Origin of the sequence: Ferrimonas pelagia, assembly GCF_039543565.1 — a bacterium.
Classification (GTDB): domain Bacteria; phylum Pseudomonadota; class Gammaproteobacteria; order Enterobacterales; family Shewanellaceae; genus Ferrimonas; species Ferrimonas pelagia.
Window position 1 is genome coordinate 1 of record NZ_BAABJZ010000080.1, and the last position, 21395, is coordinate 21395.

At 60.5% G+C, this 21395-nt stretch carries 17 protein-coding genes; 7 read left to right on the forward strand and 10 right to left on the reverse strand.

All coding sequences use genetic code 11. From position 1 onward, the window contains the following. Positions 1–171: 171 nt before the first annotated feature. The 9 genes from ABEA08_RS12150 to ilvG all read right to left on the reverse strand — a co-directional run bounded on the left by ABEA08_RS12150 (position 172) and on the right by ilvG (position 13313). Positions 172–1287, reverse strand: coding sequence for a pyridoxal-phosphate-dependent aminotransferase family protein (locus ABEA08_RS12150; RefSeq protein WP_345335588.1), 1116 nt, complete (start codon positions 1285–1287; stop codon positions 172–174). A gap of 405 nt (positions 1288–1692) precedes the next feature. After that, positions 1693–4761: an efflux RND transporter permease subunit gene (locus tag ABEA08_RS12155; protein WP_345335589.1), complete on the reverse strand. Its 3069-nt coding sequence runs from the start codon at positions 4759–4761 to the stop codon at positions 1693–1695. 10 nt (positions 4762–4771) lie between these two features. Beyond that, the gene (locus ABEA08_RS12160; protein WP_345335590.1) at positions 4772–5854 is read right to left on the reverse strand and encodes an efflux RND transporter periplasmic adaptor subunit; all 1083 of its coding nucleotides are present in this window, start codon (positions 5852–5854) and stop codon (positions 4772–4774) included. Positions 5855–6163: 309 nt separating this feature from the next. Further along, entirely contained in the window at positions 6164–6760 is a 597-nt protein-coding gene (locus ABEA08_RS12165; protein ID WP_345335591.1) for a peptidylprolyl isomerase, read from the reverse strand. 267 nt (positions 6761–7027) lie between these two features. Further along, the gene (gene ilvA / locus ABEA08_RS12170) at positions 7028–8593 is read right to left on the reverse strand and encodes a threonine ammonia-lyase, biosynthetic (protein WP_345335592.1); all 1566 of its coding nucleotides are present in this window, start codon (positions 8591–8593) and stop codon (positions 7028–7030) included. Between the two features lie 2 nt (positions 8594–8595). Next, positions 8596–10419 carry a dihydroxy-acid dehydratase gene (gene ilvD / locus ABEA08_RS12175; protein WP_345335593.1) on the reverse strand — a complete coding sequence of 608 codons (1824 nt, stop codon included), beginning with the start codon at positions 10417–10419 and terminating at the stop codon, positions 8596–8598. Between the two features lie 9 nt (positions 10420–10428). Then, positions 10429–11397 carry a branched-chain amino acid transaminase gene (locus ABEA08_RS12180; RefSeq protein ID WP_345335594.1) on the reverse strand — a complete coding sequence of 323 codons (969 nt, stop codon included), beginning with the start codon at positions 11395–11397 and terminating at the stop codon, positions 10429–10431. Between the two features lie 24 nt (positions 11398–11421). Next, positions 11422–11670 (reverse strand): acetolactate synthase 2 small subunit, encoded by a 249-nt coding sequence (ilvM, locus tag ABEA08_RS12185; RefSeq protein WP_345335595.1) that lies wholly within the window; start codon positions 11668–11670, stop codon positions 11422–11424. Beyond that, complete coding sequence (gene ilvG, locus ABEA08_RS12190) at positions 11667–13313, reverse strand: acetolactate synthase 2 catalytic subunit (RefSeq protein WP_345335596.1); 1647 nt, start codon at positions 13311–13313, stop codon at positions 11667–11669. The genes ilvM and ilvG overlap by 4 nt, the downstream gene beginning before the upstream one ends. Positions 13314–13821: 508 nt before the next feature. Between ilvG and ABEA08_RS12195 the strand changes: the two genes are divergently transcribed. The 4 genes from ABEA08_RS12195 (at position 13822) to ABEA08_RS12210 (ending at position 17859) form a co-directional block, all read left to right on the forward strand. Then, complete coding sequence (locus ABEA08_RS12195; RefSeq protein ID WP_345335597.1) at positions 13822–15351, forward strand: YifB family Mg chelatase-like AAA ATPase; 1530 nt, start codon at positions 13822–13824, stop codon at positions 15349–15351. Continuing rightward, positions 15299–15874: a hypothetical protein gene (locus ABEA08_RS12200; protein WP_345335598.1), complete on the forward strand. Its 576-nt coding sequence runs from the start codon at positions 15299–15301 to the stop codon at positions 15872–15874. Before ABEA08_RS12195 ends, ABEA08_RS12200 begins: the two co-directional genes overlap by 53 nt. A gap of 121 nt (positions 15875–15995) precedes the next feature. Next, the gene (locus ABEA08_RS12205) at positions 15996–16886 is read left to right on the forward strand and encodes a 1-acylglycerol-3-phosphate O-acyltransferase, YihG family (protein ID WP_345335599.1); all 891 of its coding nucleotides are present in this window, start codon (positions 15996–15998) and stop codon (positions 16884–16886) included. Between the two features lie 22 nt (positions 16887–16908). Next, the gene (locus tag ABEA08_RS12210; protein WP_345335600.1) at positions 16909–17859 is read left to right on the forward strand and encodes a 1-acylglycerol-3-phosphate O-acyltransferase, YihG family; all 951 of its coding nucleotides are present in this window, start codon (positions 16909–16911) and stop codon (positions 17857–17859) included. Between the two features lie 92 nt (positions 17860–17951). On the opposite strand, the gene ABEA08_RS12215 is transcribed toward ABEA08_RS12210, so the two are convergent. Further along, positions 17952–18434: a 2-thiouracil desulfurase family protein gene (locus tag ABEA08_RS12215; protein ID WP_345335601.1), complete on the reverse strand. Its 483-nt coding sequence runs from the start codon at positions 18432–18434 to the stop codon at positions 17952–17954. Between the two features lie 190 nt (positions 18435–18624). On the opposite strand from ABEA08_RS12215, the gene ABEA08_RS12220 reads away from it, so the two are divergent. From ABEA08_RS12220 to prpC, 3 genes are read left to right on the forward strand one after another with little or no spacing between them, the layout of a single operon-like run. Then, a complete protein-coding gene (locus tag ABEA08_RS12220) occupies positions 18625–19290 on the forward strand; it encodes a GntR family transcriptional regulator (RefSeq protein WP_345335602.1) in 666 nt (221 codons plus the stop codon). Beyond that, a complete protein-coding gene (gene prpB, locus ABEA08_RS12225; protein WP_345335603.1) occupies positions 19287–20171 on the forward strand; it encodes a methylisocitrate lyase in 885 nt (294 codons plus the stop codon). Before ABEA08_RS12220 ends, prpB begins: the two co-directional genes overlap by 4 nt. A gap of 30 nt (positions 20172–20201) precedes the next feature. Beyond that, positions 20202–21323 (forward strand): bifunctional 2-methylcitrate synthase/citrate synthase, encoded by a 1122-nt coding sequence (gene prpC, locus ABEA08_RS12230; RefSeq protein ID WP_345335604.1) that lies wholly within the window; start codon positions 20202–20204, stop codon positions 21321–21323. Positions 21324–21395 lie beyond the last annotated feature (72 nt).

Below are 21395 nucleotides of genomic sequence, written 5' to 3' on the forward strand. Positions count from 1 at the left end.
AGCTAGCTGTTCCCCTTACCGGGCCAGCAGTGGACTTTCACCACCAAGTCATCCGATCGCCACCACGCGAACCGGAACAGTGCCCGTCAAGGCACTGCGTGCCATGCCTGGCACACCCAACAAAAAGCCCCTGCCGAATGGCAGGGGCTTTCATTGATTCGCGCAGCTTGATCAGTTGAGCACCTCATCCAGCGCCGCCAGACACAGCACCACATTCTCTTCCCGCGCCGCATAACCCATCAGGCCAATACGCCAGGCCTTACCGGCCAGATCGCCCAGACCGGCCCCGATCTCCAGGTTAAAGCGTTCCAACAGAGCGCTGCGTACCGCGCCGTCATCAGCCCCCTCAGGGATGTACACAGCATTCAGCTGTGGCAAACGAGAAGCCTCGTCAACGACAAAGCTCAGGCCCAGTTTTTCCAAGCCAGCCTTGAGCTTCTCGTGCATCGCACGATGCCGTGCCCAGGCGTTTTCCAGTCCTTCCTGCTGCAGCAGACGCAGCGACTCATGCAAGGCATACAGGCTGTTTACTGGCGCAGTATGGTGGTAGCTGCGCTTGCCGCCTCCCCAGTACCCCATCACCAGAGTCTGGTCGAGGAACCAGCTGGGTACCGGCGTGGTGCGCGCTTCCAGCTTGGCCACCGCCTTGGCTGAGAAGGACACCGGCGACAGGCCCGGCACACAGGACAGGCACTTCTGGCTGCCGGAGTAGATGGCGTCGATCCCCCACTCGTCGACCCGCAGCTCATTGCCGCCCAGCGAGGTCACCGCATCGACAATAGACAGTACCTCATGCTGCTGCGCCAGCGCACACAGCGCCTTGGCATCGGACAGGGCACCGGTACTGGTTTCCGCATGGACAAAGGCGAGAAACTTGGCGTCCGGGTGATCGGCCAGTGCCTGCGCCACCTTATCGACCGACACCGGCGTGCCCCATTCGTCATCCACCATCACGGCCTCGCCACCGACACGGACCACGTTCTGGCGCATCCGCTCGCCAAACACGCCGTTGCGGCAGACGATCACCTTCTCACCCGGCTCCACCAAATTGACGAAACAGGTCTCCATGCCCGCACTGCCCGGCGCAGAAACGGCGATGGTGAACGGGTTCTCGGTCTGGAAGGCGTATTGGATCAACGCCTTGACCTCATCCATCATGGCGACAAACTGCGGATCCAGGTGGCCGATAGTCGGCTTACCCAGCGCCTGCAAGACTTGCGGATGCACATCGGAAGGACCGGGGCCCATCAGGGTACGCGGCGTGGGATTAAAGGGGGCGAGGGTCATAACAGCTCCTAGGCAGATAAAGGTGACAGTGACTGCAAAAAAGATATCACAAATCATAAAGTTGAGACTGAAAAGAAGAATAGACAATGAGAAACACTGATCTCGGAAATAATGCTCTTAACCCAGACCCAATCAGCCCTGTAGCGCCATTCATTGTGCTGCAATCAGAACAATGCATAAATGCTTGTTTATATAATGTTTTTGTTCGGAAAGTGTCATTTAAATCCGGCAACCTGCAGCCGATGCAGATACTTTCCTTGTTTGAAGTTTGCATCACGGCAGTCGCTGATTCCGGTTGGTGACTGCCAAAATTTGACTTCCACTTTGGGTTCAACCGGACGACCGGGCAAAGTGGAAGTCTCCCCCTGACAAAGCAGTCGGAGAAGACACCACCAGCCTTTGACTTCACGCCGTGGTCGCTTCCAGGATCTGGGCCTCCTCCGCATTATCAACGGTTTTGGCAAACAAGCTGTACATCACCGGCACCACAAACAGGGTAAACAGGGTGCCCACCGACAGACCCACGGTGATCACCAAGCCGATGTTAAAGCGCGACACCGCACCGGCGCCGTCCGCAAGTACCAGCGGCATGACGCCCAACACCATAGCGGCAGTAGTCATCAAGATCGGCCGCAGACGCAACGCGGCGGATTCGATCACCGCTTCGGCCCGACTGCGCCCCTGCCTTTGCAGCTGATTGGCAAATTCAACAATCAAAATGCCGTGTTTGGAGATCAGGCCCACCAGGGTAATGAGTCCCACCTGGGTGTAGATATTGAGGGTCGCCACCCCCAAAAACAGCGGGATCATGGCACCGAAGATCGACAGCGGCACGGTGATCAGCACCACCATGGGATCGCGCCAGCTTTCGAACTGCGCCGCCAACACCAAGAAGATAACCACCAACGCCAGCACAAAGGTGACATACAGCGCCGTGCCCTCCTGTTCAAACTGACGGCTTTGACCGGCATAGTCATAGGCAAAGCCCGAGGGGGCGATCTCCGCCAGGGCATCGCGCATAAAGGCGTGGGCATCCGCGACCGTGGTTGCCCCCGGCATCGGCATCGCCTCGATGGTGGCCGAGTTGAGCTGCTGGAACTGGGTCAGTGCATTAGGGATCACCTCCTCCGACACCGTCACCAAGGTCGACAACGGCACCTGCGCGCCTGAGCCGGTGCGCACATACAACTCGGCGATCTTATCCCGACTCATGCGGAAACTGGCATCCGCCTGGGCGATCACCTCATAGCTGCGCCCCTGGATATCAAAGTAGTTGGTACGAAACTCTCCCAGTTGCGTCGCCAACACGGATCCAATCGCCTGCATGGAAACCCCCAGCTGACCGGCTTTTTCCCGATCGATCTGCAGGTGCACCTGCGGTTTGTTCATCTTCAGGGTGTTGTTCACCACCAAAAACAAACCGGAGTCGCGCGCTTTCTGGGTCAACTGATCCGCCACTTCATACAAGCTGGCGTGATCCGCGGTGGAGGTCACCACGAAGGCCACCGGCAAGCCGGACGGCGAACCCGGCAGAGCCGGCGGGTTGACCGAAAACACATCCATGCCGGCGATGGATTTCACCATCGCCTGCAACTGCGGCTGTACCTCCATCTGGGTCCGCTCACGCTCACTCCAAGGCTTCAAAACAAGGCCGGACATAAATTGATTTTCCGCCGGATAACCAGCAAACATAAAGGTCTGCTCGTATTCTGGCAGGGTCTCGACCATGGCCTGAAACTGCTTGGCGTATTCAAAGCTGTAGTTCACTCCAGCGTTATCGGGCCCGGTGGCAATGTTGAAGATAAAGCCCTGATCCTCGTTCGGCGCCAACTCTGATCGGGTCAGCATAAACATGGCGGCAATAGCTACCATCAACAGCACCGCGGCGGCCATGATCGGTGCGCGGTAGTCCCGCACCACATGCACCAAGATCGCCTGGTATCCGTCCTTGAGTCGACCAAAATGATGCTCCAACCAGAGCACAAAATTGCCCTCCAACGCCTGCTTATTGAGCAGCTTGGAACACATCATCGGCGACAGGGTCAGGGCGATGAAGCCGGAGATCAACACTGCCCCCGCCAAGGTAAAGGCGAATTCAGTAAACAGCGTTCCGGTCAGCCCCCCCATAAAGCCGATCGGTGCGTACACTGCCGCCAGGGTAATGGTCATGGCGATCACCGGCATGGCGATCTCCCGTGCGCCCACCACTGCTGCTCGCACCGGCGACAGACCCTCTTCCAAGTGGCGGTGGACGTTCTCCACCACCACAATGGCGTCATCCACCACCAAGGAGATGGCCATCACCATCGCCAGTAGGGTCAGCAGGTTGAGCGAGAACCCCAGCCCCAGCATAAACAGGCAGACTCCCAGCAGGGAGAGGGGCACAGTGACGATGGGAATGAGCACCGAGCGCAGCGAGCCGAGGAACAGGAACACCACCAAAATCACGATCACCACCGCCTCGACCAGAGTGGTCACCACCTCGCTGATCGACTCCTCGATGTACTCGGTGGAGTCGTGCGCCACAATTTGATTCATGCCCGGCGGCAGATCCCGCTCGATCTCCGGCAATATATCGCGCACCGACTTGGACACATCCAGCGGGTTCGCATCCGGCGTCGTCTTGATGCCGATGTAGATCGCCTGCTGACCGGTGTAGATCACCCGGACCTTATCGGACTGCGCCCCAAGCTCAATGCGCGCCACATCACCCAAACGCACCACCCGCAAGCCATCGCTCTTCACCGTGATATTGGCGAACGCCTGCTCATCCTGCAGCGAGGTGGACGCCCGTACTGAGGTCACAGTCAGGCTGTCACGCACCTCACCGGCGGCGGATTGGAAGTTGTTGGCCGCCAGCGCCTGATTGATCTCATCAGTACTAATGCCATTGGCGCGCATCCGCACCGGATCCAGCCAGATCCGCATGGCAAACTGCTGCTCGCCCATGATCTCCGCCTCCGCCACACCCTCCGCTTCGGTCAACTTGGGTTGTACCACCCGTCGCAAATAGTCGGTGATCTGCACGCCGCTCATATCCGGGTTGACGTACGCCAGATATATGATTGCACCGCCGCCGGCGGTGGCCTTGGCGATGATGGGATCATTGATGTCGGAGGGCAGTTGGCCCTGCACCTTGTTCAGCTTGGTCAACATCTCCGCCATTGCCGCGTTGGCGTCATAGCCCAGCTGCAGATACACCTCCAGCTGGCTCAAGCCCGCTCGGGAGGTGGCCTTGATGTAGTCGATCCCCTCGGTCGAGGCGACCGCCTCCTGGATCGGCGTGGTGACAAAGCCTTGCACCAGCTCCGCATTGGCCCCAGGGTAGCTGGTGGTCACGTTGATCTGGCCGATCTCCATGTCCGGATATTGCCGTACCTGCAGATCCAGCAGCGCGCGCACCCCAAACACCAACAGCAAGATGTTGAGCACCACCGCCAGTACCGGGCGGCGAATAAAGATATCGGTAAACATAACGCCCGCCCTACAACTGAATGGTCGGTGCCAACTGCACCGTCGCCTCATGCTCTAGCTTCATCGCACCGGCATCGACCACGCGATCGCCCGCCTCGATCCCCGACAAGATGGCGACGAGATCACCGCGCTGCTCACCCAGCTTGACGTACTGGCGATAGGCCCGCAGCTGCCCGCTGTCGTCTTCGCGCAAGACAAACACCGCATCGCCAAACGGGCTATAGGTGATCGCCGTGGACGACACCACCACAGGTTGTATCGCATTACGCATCAACAACTGGATCTCGGCATACATGCCCGGGTGCAATCGACCGTCGCCATTGGGCACTTCTGCCCGGATCGCCAGATTACGGGTGGCTTCATCCACCTTGGCTTCCAGCGCGATCACCTTGCCGTGAAAATCCGTACCCGGGTAGGCGTTGTTTCGAAACAGCACCTCCTGTCCCACATACAGTTGGGGCAGATATTGCTCCGGCACCGAAAAATCCGCGTACAAGCGGGAGATATCCTGCAGGGTCACGATGGGATCGCCCGCCTTGAGGTACTGACCCGGATCCACCTGACGAATACCTAAGGTGCCGGCAAAGGGCGCTCGCAGCTGCTTCTTGGCGATGCCGGCCAGCGTCTGAGCCACCGAGGCTTGCGCCACTTTCAGGTTAGCGCTGGACTCATCAAATTCAATTTCGGAGATATTGCTGCGTTCAAACAGCATCTTGTTGCGATCGTGTTTGATCTGCGCCAACTCCACCTGAGCCTGCAGACTCTGGAGATTGGCCTGCTCGACCCGATCATCCAGCTGCAGCAGCAACTCTCCCTGGCTCACCACCTGGCCGCTTTTAAAACCGATGGTAGTGATGATCCCCGCCACCTCAGTGGACAGGGCGGTGCCAGACTTGGCGGTCAGCGTACCCACTGCGGCGATCTGAGGCCGCCAATTGACCCGCTCGGCACTCTGAGCCGATACCGTGGCTGGCGGGGGCGCAAAGCTGGCCAAACTATCCATTGCCGCGCTGATCTGCTGGAACTTCAGCCCCGCCAACCCTGCCAACAGAAGCAAAAGACCCCCAACCACCCACATACTGCGTTTCAACATCCGAGACGTCCCATTCCTTCGTGATCCATCCAGATCATGTTGCGAACTCTGTCGCCCCACCCATCTGAATTGTTAAGATTAATTTGTGATATTCACCACCATCAGTAAATCATGTTAATGCTGTGAGAAACCTGAACCGGATCACCATCCTTCGGTTTTTTCAGGCAAGAAAAAATGTATTTTCGAATCCGACTTACCCGCCGCGGCCATAGCGCCGAACAAACAGACAAAAAAATAGAGGCCAAGGCCTCTATGGGTTGTCCGAGGCTTGGCGCACGCGCGCAGCCTCGGACAGGCAGGAAGGTGGGATCAGATCTTCGGGCAGCGGGTGGGACGCAGGGCGTCGATGGCGATCTCCTCAACCGGCACATCGCCATGCATGCCCTGGCGATGCGTGTCGACGCTGGAGATCGCATCCACCACCGCCATGCCGGCGAGCACTTGGCCAAACACGGCGTATCCCGCTCGGCTACCGAAGGTATTCAGGCTCTGATTATCCACTGAATTAATAAAGAACTGGGCGGTGGCGGAGTCAGGATGGTTGGTGCGCGCCATGGCGAGGGTCCCGCGAACATTGTGCAGCTGCGCTTGCCCTTCGTTAACGATAGGGGCGTGGGTCTCTTTGCGCTCCAGACCGCTGCTGAAGCCGCCAGCTTGCACCATAAAGCCGTCGATCACCCGGTGGAACAGGGTGCCGTCGTAATAGCCTTCGTCGGCGTAACGGATAAAGTTGGCGCCGGTTTCTGGCGTCTGGGTGGTGTCGACCGCCAGCAAGATCTCGCCGAGGCGGGTGCTGAGGGTAAAGCACTGATCGACATTCAGATCGCTGGCGGGTAAGGGGGTATCCAAGGTGGGCTGACAGGCGCTCAGCGCAGGGATCAGCAGTAAGGGAAGCAGTTTTTTCATATCGGCTTAGTCGTTGATCTTGTTTTAAAGAAAGCGGAAAGCCTAACTTAGCGGCGAGCTCGGGCCAGTGTCGAGAGGGAAAGGCGGGAACTGCGCCCTCAATCGGTGCAGTGCCTTACCCGACGACACCAAAGGGGGACTTTGAACGGCGCAGGCTCAACGGCGAGCATGGCCATCAAACCTCGCTGGCCATGCTCGCCATCCGCGTCGCGAACGCTTTAAGCCGCTCTGCCACCTCCAGCGCCGCCAACCGGTGCTGAGCGCCCCCTAGCCCCGCAGGAAAAAGCGGTAAGCCGGGCTGTCGGTCACATCGCGATAGTCCATATCCAACGCCGCTAAGCGCTGCGCCAGCTCGGGCCGCTCCTGCGCCGTCACCTCCATCCCCAACAAAACGCGGCCACTGGCGGCGCCATGGTTGCGGTAGTGGAACAGCGAGATGTTCCAGCGATCCCCCAGCTCAGTCAAAAACTGCTCCAGCGCGCCGGGCCGCTCCGGGAACACCAACTGATACAAACGCTCCGCCAACGGCTCCGGCGGCACGCCGCCGACCATATAGCGCACGTGCAGCTTGGCGGTTTCATCGCAAGACAGATCCTGATGAGCGTAGCCCTGCGCCGTTAACGCCGCGCTGATCTGGGCCAACTCATCGTGGCTCTTCAAACGAATGCCGACAAACACATTGGCCCGGTCGCGGCCGCTGAGCCGGTAGTTAAACTCGGTGATCTGACGCTGGCCCAGAATGCGACAGAACTGCAAAAATGCCCCCTGCCGCTCCGGGATGGTCACCGCCAACACCGCTTCTTTGCCCTCCCCCAACTCGCAGCGTTCGGAGACGTAGCGCAGGGTATGGAAATTGATGTTGGCGCCGGACAGGATGGCCGCCATCTGGGTCTGCTCCGCCACCGACTCACGCTGGCAATAGCGCTTCAATCCCGCCAGCGACAAGGCACCGGCGGGCTCGGCGATCGCCCGGGTGTCTTCATAGATATCCTGCACCGCCGCGCAGATCTCATCGGACGAGACGGTGATCACTTCATCGACGCACAAGCGGGCCAGATCAAAGCAGGCCTTGCCGATCCGCTTCACCGCCACCCCGTCGGCAAACAAGCCGACCCGAGCCAGATCCACCGGCTCCCCGGCCGCCAGCGCCGCTTGCAGGCAGGCGGAATCCACCGGCTCCACCCCAACCACCTTGATGTGTGGCGCCAACGCTTTCAGATACGCCGCCACGCCGGCGATCAAGCCGCCGCCACCGACCGGCACAAACACCACATCCAGATCGCGCTTTTGCTGCAGCAGTTCCTGCCCGACGGTGCCCTGACCGGCGATCACCGCGGCATCGTCAAACGGCGCCACCAGGGTCAAGCCGTCCTGCTCCGACAGCCGCATCGCCTCGGCATAGGCCTCGTCGAAGCTGGTGCCGTGCAGCACCACCTCGCCGCCATGGCCGCGCACCGCGCTGACCTTGATCTCCGGCGTGGTGGTCGGCATCACGATCACCGAGCGGATCCCCGCCCGAGTCGCCGACAATGCGACGCCTTGGGCGTGGTTGCCCGCCGACGCCGCCACCACACCGGCGCTGCGCTGCGCCGGCGTCAGGCTGTGGATCTTGTTGTACGCGCCGCGCAGCTTGAACGAATGCACCGGCTGCTGATCTTCCCGCTTGAGCCAGACGTTCACGCCAAGCCGGGCCGACAGTTTTTTCAGGCCGGACAGCTCGGTCTGCTTAGCCACGTCATAGACCGGCGCCAGCAAGATCTGACGCAAAGTCTGTTGGATCAACCCCGACTCGGACGGCGCCGCTGTGTCAGCCGGCTTGAGATCAGAACCCATACTCACTCCTCCAACAGCGCCTTATTGCGCACCGCCCCTTTATCGGCGCTGGTGGCCAGGTGGGCGTAGGCCTTCAGCGCCAGCGACACCGAGCGCTCACGCACCGGCTTGTAGCTGCATTGGGCCTTACGGGCCGCCAGCGTCTCGGCGTCCATTTCAAACCGAATGCTACGACCCGGGATATCGATGTCGATGATGTCGCCATTTTCGATCAGCGCGATGTCGCCACCGGACGCCGCTTCCGGCGACACGTGGCCGATCGACAGGCCCGAGGTACCGCCGGAGAAGCGGCCATCGGTGATCAAGGCACAAGCCTGACCCAGCCCCATGGATTTGAGGTAGGTGGTGGGGTACAACATCTCCTGCATGCCCGGCCCGCCCTTGGGCCCTTCATAGCGGATCACCACCACGTCACCGGCTTTCACTGCGCCGCCGAGAATGCCCTCAACCGCCGCATCCTGCGCATCGAAAACCCGCGCCGGGCCACGGAAAGTCAGGCAGTTGTCCGGCACCCCGGCGGTTTTCACCACACAGCCGTCCGGTGCCAGGTTGCCGGAGAGCACCGCCAGGCCGCCGTCGGTGCTGTAGGCATGCGCGATATCGCGGATACAACCGTCCTGACGATCCAGATCCAGACTGTCCCAGCGGCAATCCTGCGAGAACGCCTTGGTGGTGCGAATGCCCGCCGGGCCGGCGCGGAAGAATTCGTGCGCCTGCTCACTGGCACTGATATCCCAGCGCGACAACACCTCACCCAGTGACTCACCGGCAACGTGGGGCACATCGGTGTGCACCAGGCCGCCTTTAGCCAGCTGGCCCAGTAGCGCCATCACGCCACCGGCGCGGTGCACATCTTCCATATGGTATTTCGGCGTGGCCGGGGCCACCTTGCACAAGTTCGGCACCTCGCGCGACAGCGCATCGATGTCCGCCATGGTGAAGTCCACTTCCGCTTCCTGGGCCGCCGCCAGCAGGTGCAAAATGGTGTTGGTAGAGCCGCCCATGGCGATGTCCAACGACATGGCGTTCTGGAACGCCTGACGGTTGGCAATGCTGCGCGGCAACGCGCTCTCGTCCTCGTCCTGATAATAGCGACGGGTCAGATCGACGATGCGCTGACCCGCCTCCAAGAACAATTGCTCCCGATCGGCGTGGGTCGCTAACATGGAGCCATTGCCCGGCAACGACAGGCCCAACGCTTCGGTCAGGCAGTTCATCGAGTTGGCGGTGAACATGCCGGAGCAGGAGCCGCAGGTTGGGCACGCACTGCGCTCGACCTGCTCGACCTGCTCGTCCGATACGGTGGGATCGGCGCCCTGCACCATGGCGTCCACCAGATCGAGCTTGATCAGCTGATCCGACAGCTTGGTCTTGCCCGCCTCCATCGGCCCGCCGGAGACGAAGATCACCGGAATATTGAGGCGCAAGGCGGCCATCAGCATGCCCGGGGTGATCTTGTCGCAGTTGGAGATACACACCAGCGCGTCGGCGCAGTGGGCGTTGACCATATACTCGACCGAATCGGCGATCAGCTCACGGCTCGGCAAGGAGTAAAGCATGCCGCCGTGGCCCATGGCGATCCCATCGTCCACCGCAATGGTGTTGAACTCCTTGGACACGCCGCCCGCCTCAGCGATGGCCCCCGCCACCAGATCGCCCATGTCTTTGAGATGGACATGGCCCGGCACAAACTGGGTGTAGGAGTTGGCAATGGCGATGATGGGCTTGCCGAAATCGCCGTCGGTCATGCCAGTGGCACGCCACAGGGCGCGGGCGCCAGCCATATTGCGGCCGGAGGTGGAGGTAGCAGAGCGGTACTTTGGCATGTCAGATCCTTACAACACACGAGCCTGAGTGTGGGCTTGAAAACTTAAGTCACGTTCGGGGCTGATCACATCCAGCCAGCCCCACTTATCTTGGGTGGTGCCATCAAACAGGCCAAAGAACGCCTGTTGCAGTGCGGCGGTCACGGGACCGCGACGGCCGTTGCCGACGACGATCCCATCCACCGAGCGGACCGGTACGATCTCCGCGGCCGTGCCGGTCATGAATACTTCGTCGGCCAGATACAGGGCCTCCCGCGCTAACGACGCTTCCTGCACCGCGAAGCCGGCATCACGGGCCAGTGTCAGGATGCTATCACGGGTGATCCCCGGCAAGATGGCCGCAGTCGCTGGCGGGGTTATCAACACATTGTTTTTGACGATGAACAAATTCTCACCGGCGCCTTCCGAGATCTGACCATGCACATCCAGCGCGATCCCCTCGGCATAGCCGTGGCGCCGGGCTTCCCCGCCGATCAACTGAGACGACAGATAGTTCCCCCCCGCCTTGGCCCCGGTCGGCACGGTATTGGCCGCCATCCGGTGCCAACTCGACACACAGGCATCGATCCCCTGCTCCAGCGCTTCGGCCCCCAGATACGCCTCCCAGGGAAACGCCGCGATCATCACCTGGGCCTGACTACCCGGCGGCACATTGATGCCGACACCGACATGGCCGTAAAACGCCAATGGTCGAATGTAGGCCGAGCTCAGGCCGTTGACGCTTATTGCATCGCGGCACGCCTGCTTGAGCGTGTCTTGGCTGAACGGGATCGGCATGCGGTAGATCTTGGCGGAATCGAACAGCCGCTGGATGTGTTCCTCCAAACGGAACACCGCCGTGCCCCTGTGGGTCTGGTAGGCGCGGATCCCCTCAAACACCGAGGAGCCGTAATGCAGCGCATGACTGAGCACATGCACCTTGGCCTCCATAAAAGGCACCATCTCACCGTCAAACCAGAGGTATTGAGCTTGCTTCATCGTCCTGCCCCTCTTGTCCTTGGGTTACGCCCGCGCCGCCACGGCACGTTCCAGCGCCGGAGCCAATCGACACTGCTGCACGTCATACAGCTTATCCAACTGCCGGGTCAGCAGAGCGATAGGGCGCTCGCTGGTGACGGTGACCTGCATGGCCGAGGCGCAGGACATCTGCATATTCGCCACGGTAAAACCACGATGACGGGTGATCCGCAGGATCCGCTCCAACACGTCGGCGGTTGGGTTCATTTCGATAAACAGGGTGTGCTGAGTCATGCTTGCGGCTCCATCATTTGATCATTGGCGGCGCCCGGCGGGACCAGAGGCCAAACGTTTTCCTGCTCGGAGATCGACACGTGGAGCAGGTAGGGCCCCTCCGAGCTCAACATCTCCTGCATCGCGTCCTGGATCTGATCCTTGCGCCAGATCTGGCGGCCAGGAATGTCGAAGGCGGACGCCATGGTGACAAAATCGGGGTTATCAGACAGATTGGTTTCGCTGTAGCGCTGCTCGAAAAACAGCTCCTGCCACTGCTTGACCATGCCCAAGCGCTGGTTGTCCAAAATGACGATCTTCACCGGCAAGCGGGCCCGCTTGATGGTGGTCAGCTCCTGCACGTTCATCATGAAAGAGCCGTCGCCGGACACCAGCACCGACATATGCTCCGGCCGAGCGATCTGCGCGCCGATGGCCACGGGCAGGCCAAAGCCCATGGTGCCCAATCCGGCACTGGACAGGTGATCGGCAGGCGAAGCAAACGTCATATGCTGCGCCACCCACATCTGATGTTGGCCCACATCGCAGGATACGATGGCGCGCTCCGGCAAGCGTTGCGACAGCTGATTAAGCAAGGCAGGGGCGTAGATCAACGGGCCAGCATGCTCATAGCTCGGCGCCGTCTGCTGCGCGCTGGCATCGCACTGCTCGCGCCACGACTCAACATGCAAAGGGATCGCCATCTCGGGCAGGACTCGACGCAGATCACCGCAATAGGACAGCATCGCCACGCGCAGCTTGTCGATCTCGGCGGGATCGATATCCAGGTGGATCACCTTGGCGTGAGGGGCAAACGTATCCAGCTTGCCGGTGACCCGATCATCAAACCGCGCCCCAACCACCACCAACAGATCGCACTGCTGCACCGCCAGGTTAGCGGCCTTGGTGCCGTGCATGCCCAACATGCCCAGATGGCCCGGCGTACCCGGGGCGACCGAGCCGATCCCCTTCAGCGTGGTGACCGACGGCATGCCGGTGATCTGGATAAATTCACGCAACTGGGACACCGCATCGGCCATGCCCACCCCGCCGCCGGCGTAGAGCAGCGGCTTCTTCGCCGCCCGCAATAGGGCGTGGGCCCGCTCCAACTCGAAGGTGTCATTGGCGGCCTCGGCAACAGCGCGAAACGGCGGGACGTAATCCAGTTGCGCCAGTTGGACGTCTTTGGGGATATCCACCAACACCGGACCCGGGCGGCCTTCGGCGGCCAGAGCAAACGCCCGATGCAGGGTGTCGCACAGCTCGGCCGGATCGGTGACCAAAAAACTGTGCTTGGTGCAGGACAGCGACATACCGAGCAGATCAATCTCCTGAAACGCATCGGTCCCCATGGCGGCACGCGGCACCTGGCCGGTGATGGCCACTACAGGCACCGAGTCCATCATGGCATCTGCCAGGGCGGTGATCAGGTTGGTCGCGCCAGGGCCGGAGGTGGCCAAACACACCCCGACGCGGCCAGAGGCACGGGCAAAACCGACCGCAGCAAACCCGGCCCCCTGCTCATGGCGGCACAGCAAGTGCTCAACCGGGCTGTCATACAGCGCATCATAGACCGGCATAATGGCACCCCCCGGATAACCAAACAGGGTCTCAACCCCGTGATCCGCCATCGCCCGTACTACGGCCTCTGCCCCACTGATCATTCCCGCTCACTCCTTCGATCCTTTAAAAACAAAAAACCCCCCGAACCGGTTTGGTGCGGGGGGCTGTCTGTGTGTTTCGTTGCTAGCTGTTCGCTTTGCTCCGTGCCACAGTCCGACCCCCGCCGGTGATAATCATCACCACGGTAATCAGGACGAGCACTAGCGATTCAGCAAAGCGGGTCATGTTGGAACCTCGACACCAATTGGGCTAACAACGAACAAAAATAGGGTGCTTATCGTTCAAGCGTTATTAGGAGTAACACAGCGCTTTTTTGTCTGCAAAGTTTTATTTGCAGTTGTAGGAAAACCCAAATGTAACTAAATGTGTATAACCAATGCCGACAGGCGGTTCACAAGCTGGTCTGAACAGTGAGGCTTATCACGTCAGTTTGCCCCGAGCCAACACGCTCCCGCCCCTGAAGCGAACCCAGTCACTCAATCCGCCTCGCAAGGATCGCCCGCCTACGGCACGCTGATCCGATCGTTCTTTCCCAGCAATGGAGTGCCAATGGCGGTATCGCGGATCTTAAGCCGAGGTCAACTGGGGATCGACGCCCCTCAAGTCACCGTCGAAACCCACTTAGGCGGTGGCCTGCCCAGCTTCACTGTGGTTGGCTTACCCGAAGCCTCGGTGCGCGAGTCCCGCGAGCGGGTGCGGGCCGCGCTGCAGACCGCCGGGTTTGAGTTTCCGCAGCGACGGATCACCGTCAATCTCGCGCCGGCGGATCTGCCCAAGCAAGGCGGCCGCTTTGATCTGCCCATTGCCCTGGGGATCCTCGCCGCTTCCGGACAGATACCGCCAACATCCCTGCATAAACGCGAATTTTATGGTGAGTTAGGCCTGGCTGGCGAGTTGCGTCCCGTCAGCGGACTGTTGCCCGCGCTGGTGGCGGGCAAGGGCTGCGACCACCGGCTGTTTATCCCCCAAGCCAATGAGGCCGATGCCCAGCTGGTGCCCGGCGCCGAGATCGCCATGGCGGCGGATCTGGCGGCGTTAACCGCCGCCCTGCACGGTCAAATGGCCCTGACTGAGCCTGCCCCTCCCGCCGCGCCGCTGGAGCCACCACCGAGTCGCGATCTCAGCCAGATCATCGGCCAGGATCACGCCAAACGGGCGCTGATCATCGCCGCCAGCGGTGGCCACCATCTGCTGTTTGTTGGCCCGCCGGGAACCGGTAAAACCATGCTCGCCAGCCGACTGGCCGATCTGCTGCCACCGCTGAGCCTCAGTCAGGCACTGGAGGTCGCCGCCATCCACTCGGTCGCTGGCATGCAGCGCGAGGCCAGCGAGCTGGTGCAGCGCAGCTTTCGCGCGCCCCATCACTCCAGCTCCGCCGCGTCACTGGTCGGGGGCGGCTCCATCCCCAAGCCCGGTGAGATCAGCCTGGCCCATCATGGCGTGCTGTTTCTCGATGAGCTTTCGGAGTTTCCCCGCTCGGTGCTGGATAACCTGCGCGAGCCGCTGGAGAGCGGCCAAGTGGTGATCTCCCGCGCCAACGCCAAGCTGCGTTTCCCCGCCAACTTTCAGTTGATCGCCGCCATGAACCCCAGCCCCAGTGGCGAGATCGGCGCGCGCAGCCGAGACACGCCAGATCAGATCCGGCGCTATCTGTCCCGTTTGTCCGGCCCATTGCTGGATCGGTTTGATCTGAGCATCGACGTGCCCAGACTGCCCCCGGGTAGCCTGAGTCAGACACCCGATCGCACCACGCCCACGGGCCCCAGCAGTGCTCAAGCGCGTCAGCAGATAGAGGCCGCACGTCAGCGCGCCCTGCAGCGCCAAGGCTGCCTCAATCAGCAGCTGGGCGGTCATCAGCTCACGCCGCAGATCGGGATCCCTCAGCCCATTCTGGCCTTTACCGAGCAGGCTGTGACCAAGCTGGATCTGTCCGTGCGGGCCTACCATCGGATCCTGCGGGTCGGTCGCACCATCGCCGATCTGGCCGCCGGCGACACGGTCGAAAAAGCCCATATCGCAGAGGCACTTGGCTATCGAGCGATGGATCGACTGCTGGCCCAACTGGCCCGCTCAGGTTAAGCTTGGCGCACGGCGGGTCGCCCTGTTTAAGACCCGCTCATCAACGGAGTTCCCCTTGTTTATCCGCGCGTTACTTCTATTCGCCTGCACCTTGCCGCTGCAGGCACAGGAGCACAGATTGCTGCTCAGCGGCGGCGCCAGCTGGCAAAGCAATGACGATGTTGCTCTGGCACATCAAGGGGCGATCACCGGCCTGCAATACCACTACCAGCTGCATCGCCATTGGTCCCTGATCACCGGCTACTTTACTGGCGAATTGGACAGCGGCGCGCTGCGCGAATTGCCGCTGCTGTTGGAGCGCCGGCTGGGCCTGCGGGGCGCGCACACTCTCTACCTGCAAGCCGGTAACCACTGGTATTGGCACCGGGAAGAGGACGGCCTGGCCTTAACCTTTGGCGGCGGCTGGCAATGGCGCTCCGATCACGGCGGCCTGATCCGGGCAGGCTACCAACAGAACAGCCGCACCGGTCACGATGGGTTCAGCGATTCGCGCATGGTCCTGGCGCTGGGCTGGACCTTTTAACCCGCCTGCCTCCCCCAAGCGCCTGCCCGGCGGGATCCCAAGTCATGTTCACCCCGAACTTGCCACCACCCCAAAGGGCTGATTACCCTATTGAGCCATCACTCTAGAAAAAGGAACTTTCATGCTATCGAGGTTGCGAGGCGCCCTGTCGTTCAGTGGCTATCTGATCAATACCCTGCTGTGGACGCCACTGGTCATGCTGTTGGGATTGGTCAAGCTGCTCCCGTTTGCCCCACTCCAACACGGCTGCACTGTGTTGATCGATACCATCGCCACCTGGTGGATCAGCATCAACAATGCCAACCAACGGCTGTTCAGTCGGACCAAGATGATCACCCATTCATTGCCACAACTGAGCGCTCAACAATGGTATCTGGTGGTCGCAAATCACCAGTCTTGGGTCGATATCCTGATGCTGCAGCATCTGTTCAATCGCAAGATCCCCTTCCTCAAGTTCTTTCTGAAGTGGGAGCTGATCTACGTGCCGTTCCTGGGCCTTGCTTGGTGGGCGCTGGATTTTCCCTTTATGCGCCGCTACAGCAAAAGCTTCTTGAAGAAACACCCACACCTCAAGGGCAAAGATCAGGAAACCACTCGTAAGGCCTGCGCCAAATTCCACAATAAGCCAGTCAGCGTGATGAATTTCGTCGAGGGCACGCGCTTTACCATCGACAAGCAACAGCGGCAAAAAAGCCCATATAAACAACTACTTAAGCCCAAGGTGGGTGGGGTAGCCCTGTCATTGGACGCCATGGACGGCAAGCTGAACACCCTGTTGGACGTCACCATCTACTACCCCGGCGGGATCCCCTCATTCTGGGACTTCCTGTGCGGTCGGGTCGATCGGGTTGAACTGCACGTCGAGCAACATTGTCTCGAAGCGGTCAATCAGCTCAATTATCAGGATCGTGATGGCAAAACCGCCTATCAGAGCTGGTTAAACCAGATCTGGCACCATAAAGCGGGTAAGCTTGCGCAGCTAGGATCGCTTCACCGTAAAACAGACACCTGAGATTTAGTGAGACCTCAATAACATGTCATTTGTGCCCAAGCCGCTGAAGGCCGTTATCAATGGCCTGCTGGCCAGCCTGAATATTCTGTTCTGGGGCTGCCTGATCCTGATCCTGGCCCTGTTTAAGGCACTGCTCCCCTTCCGGAAAGTCCGCCTCAAGCTCAGCGCAGCCTGCAACGCTTGTATGTCGGGCTGGGTGGCACTCAATCGCTGGATCCTGCAACTCACCACAGGCACTCGCTGGAACGTGCGCGGCTTGGAGCAAGCCCAGTTGGATCGCCAAGGCTGGTATCTGGTGCTGGCCAATCACCTCAGTTGGGCCGATATCTTTGTGGTGACCGCCGTGCTGCGCGATCAGGTCCCCATGCTTAAGTTCTTCATGAAACAGCAACTGCTCTACGTTCCTGTGATGGGTCTGGCCTGCTGGGCGCTGGACATGCCCTTTATGCGCCGCTTTACCAAGAGCCAGATCGTCAACAACCCCAAGCTCAAAGGCAAAGACATCGAAACCACCCGCCGCAGCTGCGAGAAATTCAAGGATCTGCCCACCTGCGTCATCAACTTCGTCGAAGGCTCGCGCCTGACCCTGGCCAAGCACCAACGCCAACGCAGCCCTTATCGCTACCTGATGAAACCCAAAGCTGGCGGCATCGCCTTTGCGCTCAATACCCTCGGCAGCCAGTTTGACCAACTGCTGGACGTCACCATCGTCTACCCGGATGCACCACAGAACATCATGTACGGTGTCCTATCCGGCCAACTCAGCAGCATCGAAGTGGCGGTGCGCACCCTGCCCATCCGTGAGGTGCCCCAGGGCAATTACGACTCGGATAAGGCGTTTCGGGTTGAGTTTCAGCAGTGGCTCAACGGCCTGTGGCGCGAGAAGGATGACACCATCGCCGCCATCTTGGCCGAGCAATCCCATCCTGCGCCGGTGTACGACAAACTCGCCGACCCTGTTCGGATCGCTTAGCGCTCAGCTCTCGGCGCGAGAAGCACGTACCTAGAGCGCGCTTCTCACAAGCCGGCTGATCTGGCTTTGTGCCTTTGCAGGCACCTTGGCCCCTATCCCTCGGCCGCCAGCACCTGCTCTAACTCATCCAGCTGATTTTCATTAAATACCTGCACGCCGTGCTGGCGCAGCAAGGACGCGGTCACGCCTTCGCCGGTCACCAGTTTGCCCTCGAAACGACCGTTGTAGACACGTTCGTTGCCACAGCTGGGGCTGTTGGCCTTAAGCAGGGCAAATTTCAAGTCGTAGCGTTGCACCAGCGCCAGCGCCGTTTCTGCGCCCCGGTAAAACGCCAGACTGACGTCCTCTCCCGCCGCCGTGATCACCTTACCCTGGCGCAGCTCTGCCGGGGGCCGGGGCACCGACAAGCCACCGGACACTTCGGGACAGCTCCCTAGCAGCCAACCGCGCTGCTGCCATAGTCCGATCCGGTGATCCGCCAGCCCCTTTGTTGCCCCATCATAGCGCACGGGATCCCCCAGTAAGCAGGCACTGACGAGGACGCGAACACGCTTGTATTGTCGACAATCGGTCAAAATTACCTCTTTTTTGATCTGAATCAAGTTTCCTAAAATACCATCAAAAACCCACCAGCCGGCAGTTTCAGCGCAACTTGCGAGTTTTTACGACCAACGTTTGCGTTAACATTTTGTTGACAATGGGTGTGATGGCGCGCACATTATTCAGCAAATGTTCGATCATTAACCAATTGGTGTAAACCATCCCATGGAAGCCAAGCAAGCCACCCTCGCCGACCGCACGCTGATCCAGCTGCAGCACGCCATTATCGGCGGCGAGCTGGAGCCCGGCAGCAAGATCAATGAACAGGCCATCGCAGCCCGTTTCGGGATCAGCCGCGGCCCGCTGCGTGAAGCCCTGCAACGCTTAGAGCAGCGCAAGTTGGTCGAGCGCATTCCCCATGTCGGCGCCCGGGTGGTGAGTTTAACCGAAGCCAAGCTGGCGGATCTCTATCAAGTTCGCGCCGAGTTGGAAGCGATGGCCTGCCGTCTGGCCGCCGTCCAGATCAAGCCGGACCAGCTCGACGCCCTGCATCAACTGCTCGATCGCCAACAAGCGGTGTTCTCGCAGCAGCCCATCACCGAGTTTCAGGGCGACATCGACTTCCACTTCGGCATTATTCAAGCCAGCAACAACCAAACCCTGATCGCCACCCTCACCGGCGATCTTTATCACCAGTTACAGATGTATCGCTATCAGTGCAGCAGCGGTCGCCGCCCCCTTGAGGCGTTGGCCCAACACCGCCAGATCCTCGCCGCCATCCAAAATGGCGACGGTGAACTGGCCGCCTTGCTGATGCGGCGTCATATCGAAGCCGGAGCCCGCCATACCCAGCGGGTGCTTCGGCAAAAAATGGAGGAGTATTCAGGATGAGTCACACAACCGCAGGTCAACGTTTCCGCACCGCGCTGGCCGAAAGCCAGCCGCTGCAAATTGTCGGTACCGTCAACGCCTACTTTGCCTTGATGGCCGAACGCGTCGGCCACCGCGCCCTCTATCTGTCCGGAGCGGGCGTCGCGAACGCCTCCTACGGCCTGCCCGATCTGGGCATGACCTCATTGAATGACGTGCTGATCGACGCCGGTCGCATCACCTCGGCCACCGACGTGCCGCTGCTGGTGGACATCGATACCGGTTGGGGCGGCGCCTTTAACATCGCCCGCACCATCAAGGAGATGGAAAAAGCCGGTGTGGCTGCGGTGCACATGGAAGATCAGGTGGCGCAGAAACGCTGTGGTCACCGCCCCAATAAGGCCGTGGTGTCGATTGAGGAGATGTGCGATCGGATCAAGGCCGCCGTCGACGCCCGCACCGATGAGAGCTTCGTGATCATGGCCCGCACCGATGCGGTGGCCGGTGAAGGCATTGAGTCCGGCATCGAGCGCTCACAGGCCTATCTGGAAGCCGGGGCCGATATGATCTTCGCCGAAGCCCTGACCGAGCTGGATCACTACCGTCAGTTCAAGGCCAAAGTCAACGCGCCGATCCTGGCCAACATGACCGAATTCGGCAAGACCGAGCTGTTCGATAAGGAAGCGCTGTTTGAGGCCGGTGCCGACATGGTGCTGTACCCGCTGGGTGCCTTCCGCGCCGCCAACGCCGCTGCATTGAAGGTGTATCAAGCGATGATGACCGACGGTCATCAGCGCGCCCAAGTGGACAACATGCAGACCCGTAAGGAGCTGTATGACTTCCTCAACTACCACAGCTATGAAGACAAGCTGGACACCCTGTTTGCCCAAAGCAAAAACTAAATCGCATTAACTTTGGATAAGGAAGATCTGATGACTAAGCCTATTGGTGGCGCCGGCCTACGGGGTCAAAGCGCCGGTGAAACCGCCCTGTGTACCGTCGGCAAATCCGGCTCCGGCCTGACCTATCGCGGCTACGACGTCGCCGAGCTGGCGGAGAAGGTGACCTTCGAGGAAGTGGCCTACCTGCTGCTCAAGGGCGAACTGCCCAATGAGGCGCAACTGATTGCCTATCGCACCAAACTCAAGAGCATGCGCGGCCTGCCCCAGGCGCTGAAGACCGTGCTGGAGCAGATCCCCGCCGACGCCCATCCGATGGATGTGATGCGCACCGGTTGCTCCATGCTGGGCAACCTGGAAACCGAAGCGGATTTCGCCGAGCAGGGTGAAAAAACCGATCGCCTGCTGGCCGCTTTCCCCTCCATCATCTGTTACTGGTATCGCTACAGCCACGACGGCGTGCGCATTCACACCGAAACCGAAGATGAACAGATCGGCGCCCACTTTCTCCACCTGCTGCACGACAAGGCGCCGTCCGAGCTGCACGCCAAGGTGATGGACGTCTCCCTCATTCTCTACGCCGAGCATGAGTTTAACGCCTCCACCTTCACCGCCCGGGTCTGTGCCTCCACCCTGAGTGATCTGCACTCCTGCGTCACCGGCGCCATCGGCTCCCTGCGGGGCCCGCTGCATGGCGGCGCCAACGAAGCGGCGATGGAGCTTATTCAGGACATGAAGGACGAAGCCGATGCGGTCGCGACCCTGAAGCAGAAACTGGCCAACAAAGACAAGATCATGGGCTTCGGCCACGCCATCTACCGCGAGTCCGATCCGCGTAACGTGGTGATCAAGGGCTGGTCCGAGAAGCTGGCCGCCGAATACGGCGACGACCGTTTGTACAAGGTCTCCGTGGCGTGTGAGACGCTGATGTGGGAAGAGAAGAAGCTGTTCTGTAACGCCGACTTCTTCCACGCCTCGACCTATCACTACATGGGCATTCCGACCAAGTTGTTCACGCCGATCTTCGTCTGCTCCCGCCTCACCGGCTGGGCCGCACACGTCTTCGAGCAGCGTGCCAACAACCGCATTATCCGCCCCAGCGCGGATTACACCGGTCCTGAGCCACGCACCGTGACCGCTCTGCAAGAGCGTTAAGCCTCGCTGAACCGGGGCGCAGGCCGCGACACCTTCCCGTCGCGGCCACCCCGCCCCGCTTCGCCCCAACTG

What these genes read in the sequence shown, in the direction of transcription:
- ABEA08_RS12210 (WP_345335600.1), top strand. Translation starts at nt 16,909, where the DNA reads ATGTCATTTGTGCCCAAGCCGCTGAAGGCCGTTATCAATGGCCTGCTG.
- ilvG (WP_345335596.1), bottom strand. Translation starts at nt 13,313, where the DNA reads ATGATCAGTGGGGCAGAGGCCGTAGTACGGGCGATGGCGGATCACGGG.
- prpB (WP_345335603.1), top strand. Translation starts at nt 19,287, where the DNA reads ATGAGTCACACAACCGCAGGTCAACGTTTCCGCACCGCGCTGGCCGAA.
- ilvA (WP_345335592.1), bottom strand. Translation starts at nt 8,593, where the DNA reads ATGGGTTCTGATCTCAAGCCGGCTGACACAGCGGCGCCGTCCGAGTCG.
- ilvM (WP_345335595.1), bottom strand. Translation starts at nt 11,670, where the DNA reads ATGACTCAGCACACCCTGTTTATCGAAATGAACCCAACCGCCGACGTG.
- ABEA08_RS12220 (WP_345335602.1), top strand. Translation starts at nt 18,625, where the DNA reads ATGGAAGCCAAGCAAGCCACCCTCGCCGACCGCACGCTGATCCAGCTG.
- ABEA08_RS12150 (WP_345335588.1), bottom strand. Translation starts at nt 1,287, where the DNA reads ATGACCCTCGCCCCCTTTAATCCCACGCCGCGTACCCTGATGGGCCCC.
- ABEA08_RS12160 (WP_345335590.1), bottom strand. Translation starts at nt 5,854, where the DNA reads ATGTTGAAACGCAGTATGTGGGTGGTTGGGGGTCTTTTGCTTCTGTTG.
- ABEA08_RS12155 (WP_345335589.1), bottom strand. Translation starts at nt 4,761, where the DNA reads ATGTTTACCGATATCTTTATTCGCCGCCCGGTACTGGCGGTGGTGCTC.
- ABEA08_RS12180 (WP_345335594.1), bottom strand. Translation starts at nt 11,397, where the DNA reads ATGAAGCAAGCTCAATACCTCTGGTTTGACGGTGAGATGGTGCCTTTT.
- ilvD (WP_345335593.1), bottom strand. Translation starts at nt 10,419, where the DNA reads ATGCCAAAGTACCGCTCTGCTACCTCCACCTCCGGCCGCAATATGGCT.
- ABEA08_RS12195 (WP_345335597.1), top strand. Translation starts at nt 13,822, where the DNA reads ATGGCGGTATCGCGGATCTTAAGCCGAGGTCAACTGGGGATCGACGCC.
- prpC (WP_345335604.1), top strand. Translation starts at nt 20,202, where the DNA reads ATGACTAAGCCTATTGGTGGCGCCGGCCTACGGGGTCAAAGCGCCGGT.
- ABEA08_RS12165 (WP_345335591.1), bottom strand. Translation starts at nt 6,760, where the DNA reads ATGAAAAAACTGCTTCCCTTACTGCTGATCCCTGCGCTGAGCGCCTGT.
- ABEA08_RS12205 (WP_345335599.1), top strand. Translation starts at nt 15,996, where the DNA reads ATGCTATCGAGGTTGCGAGGCGCCCTGTCGTTCAGTGGCTATCTGATC.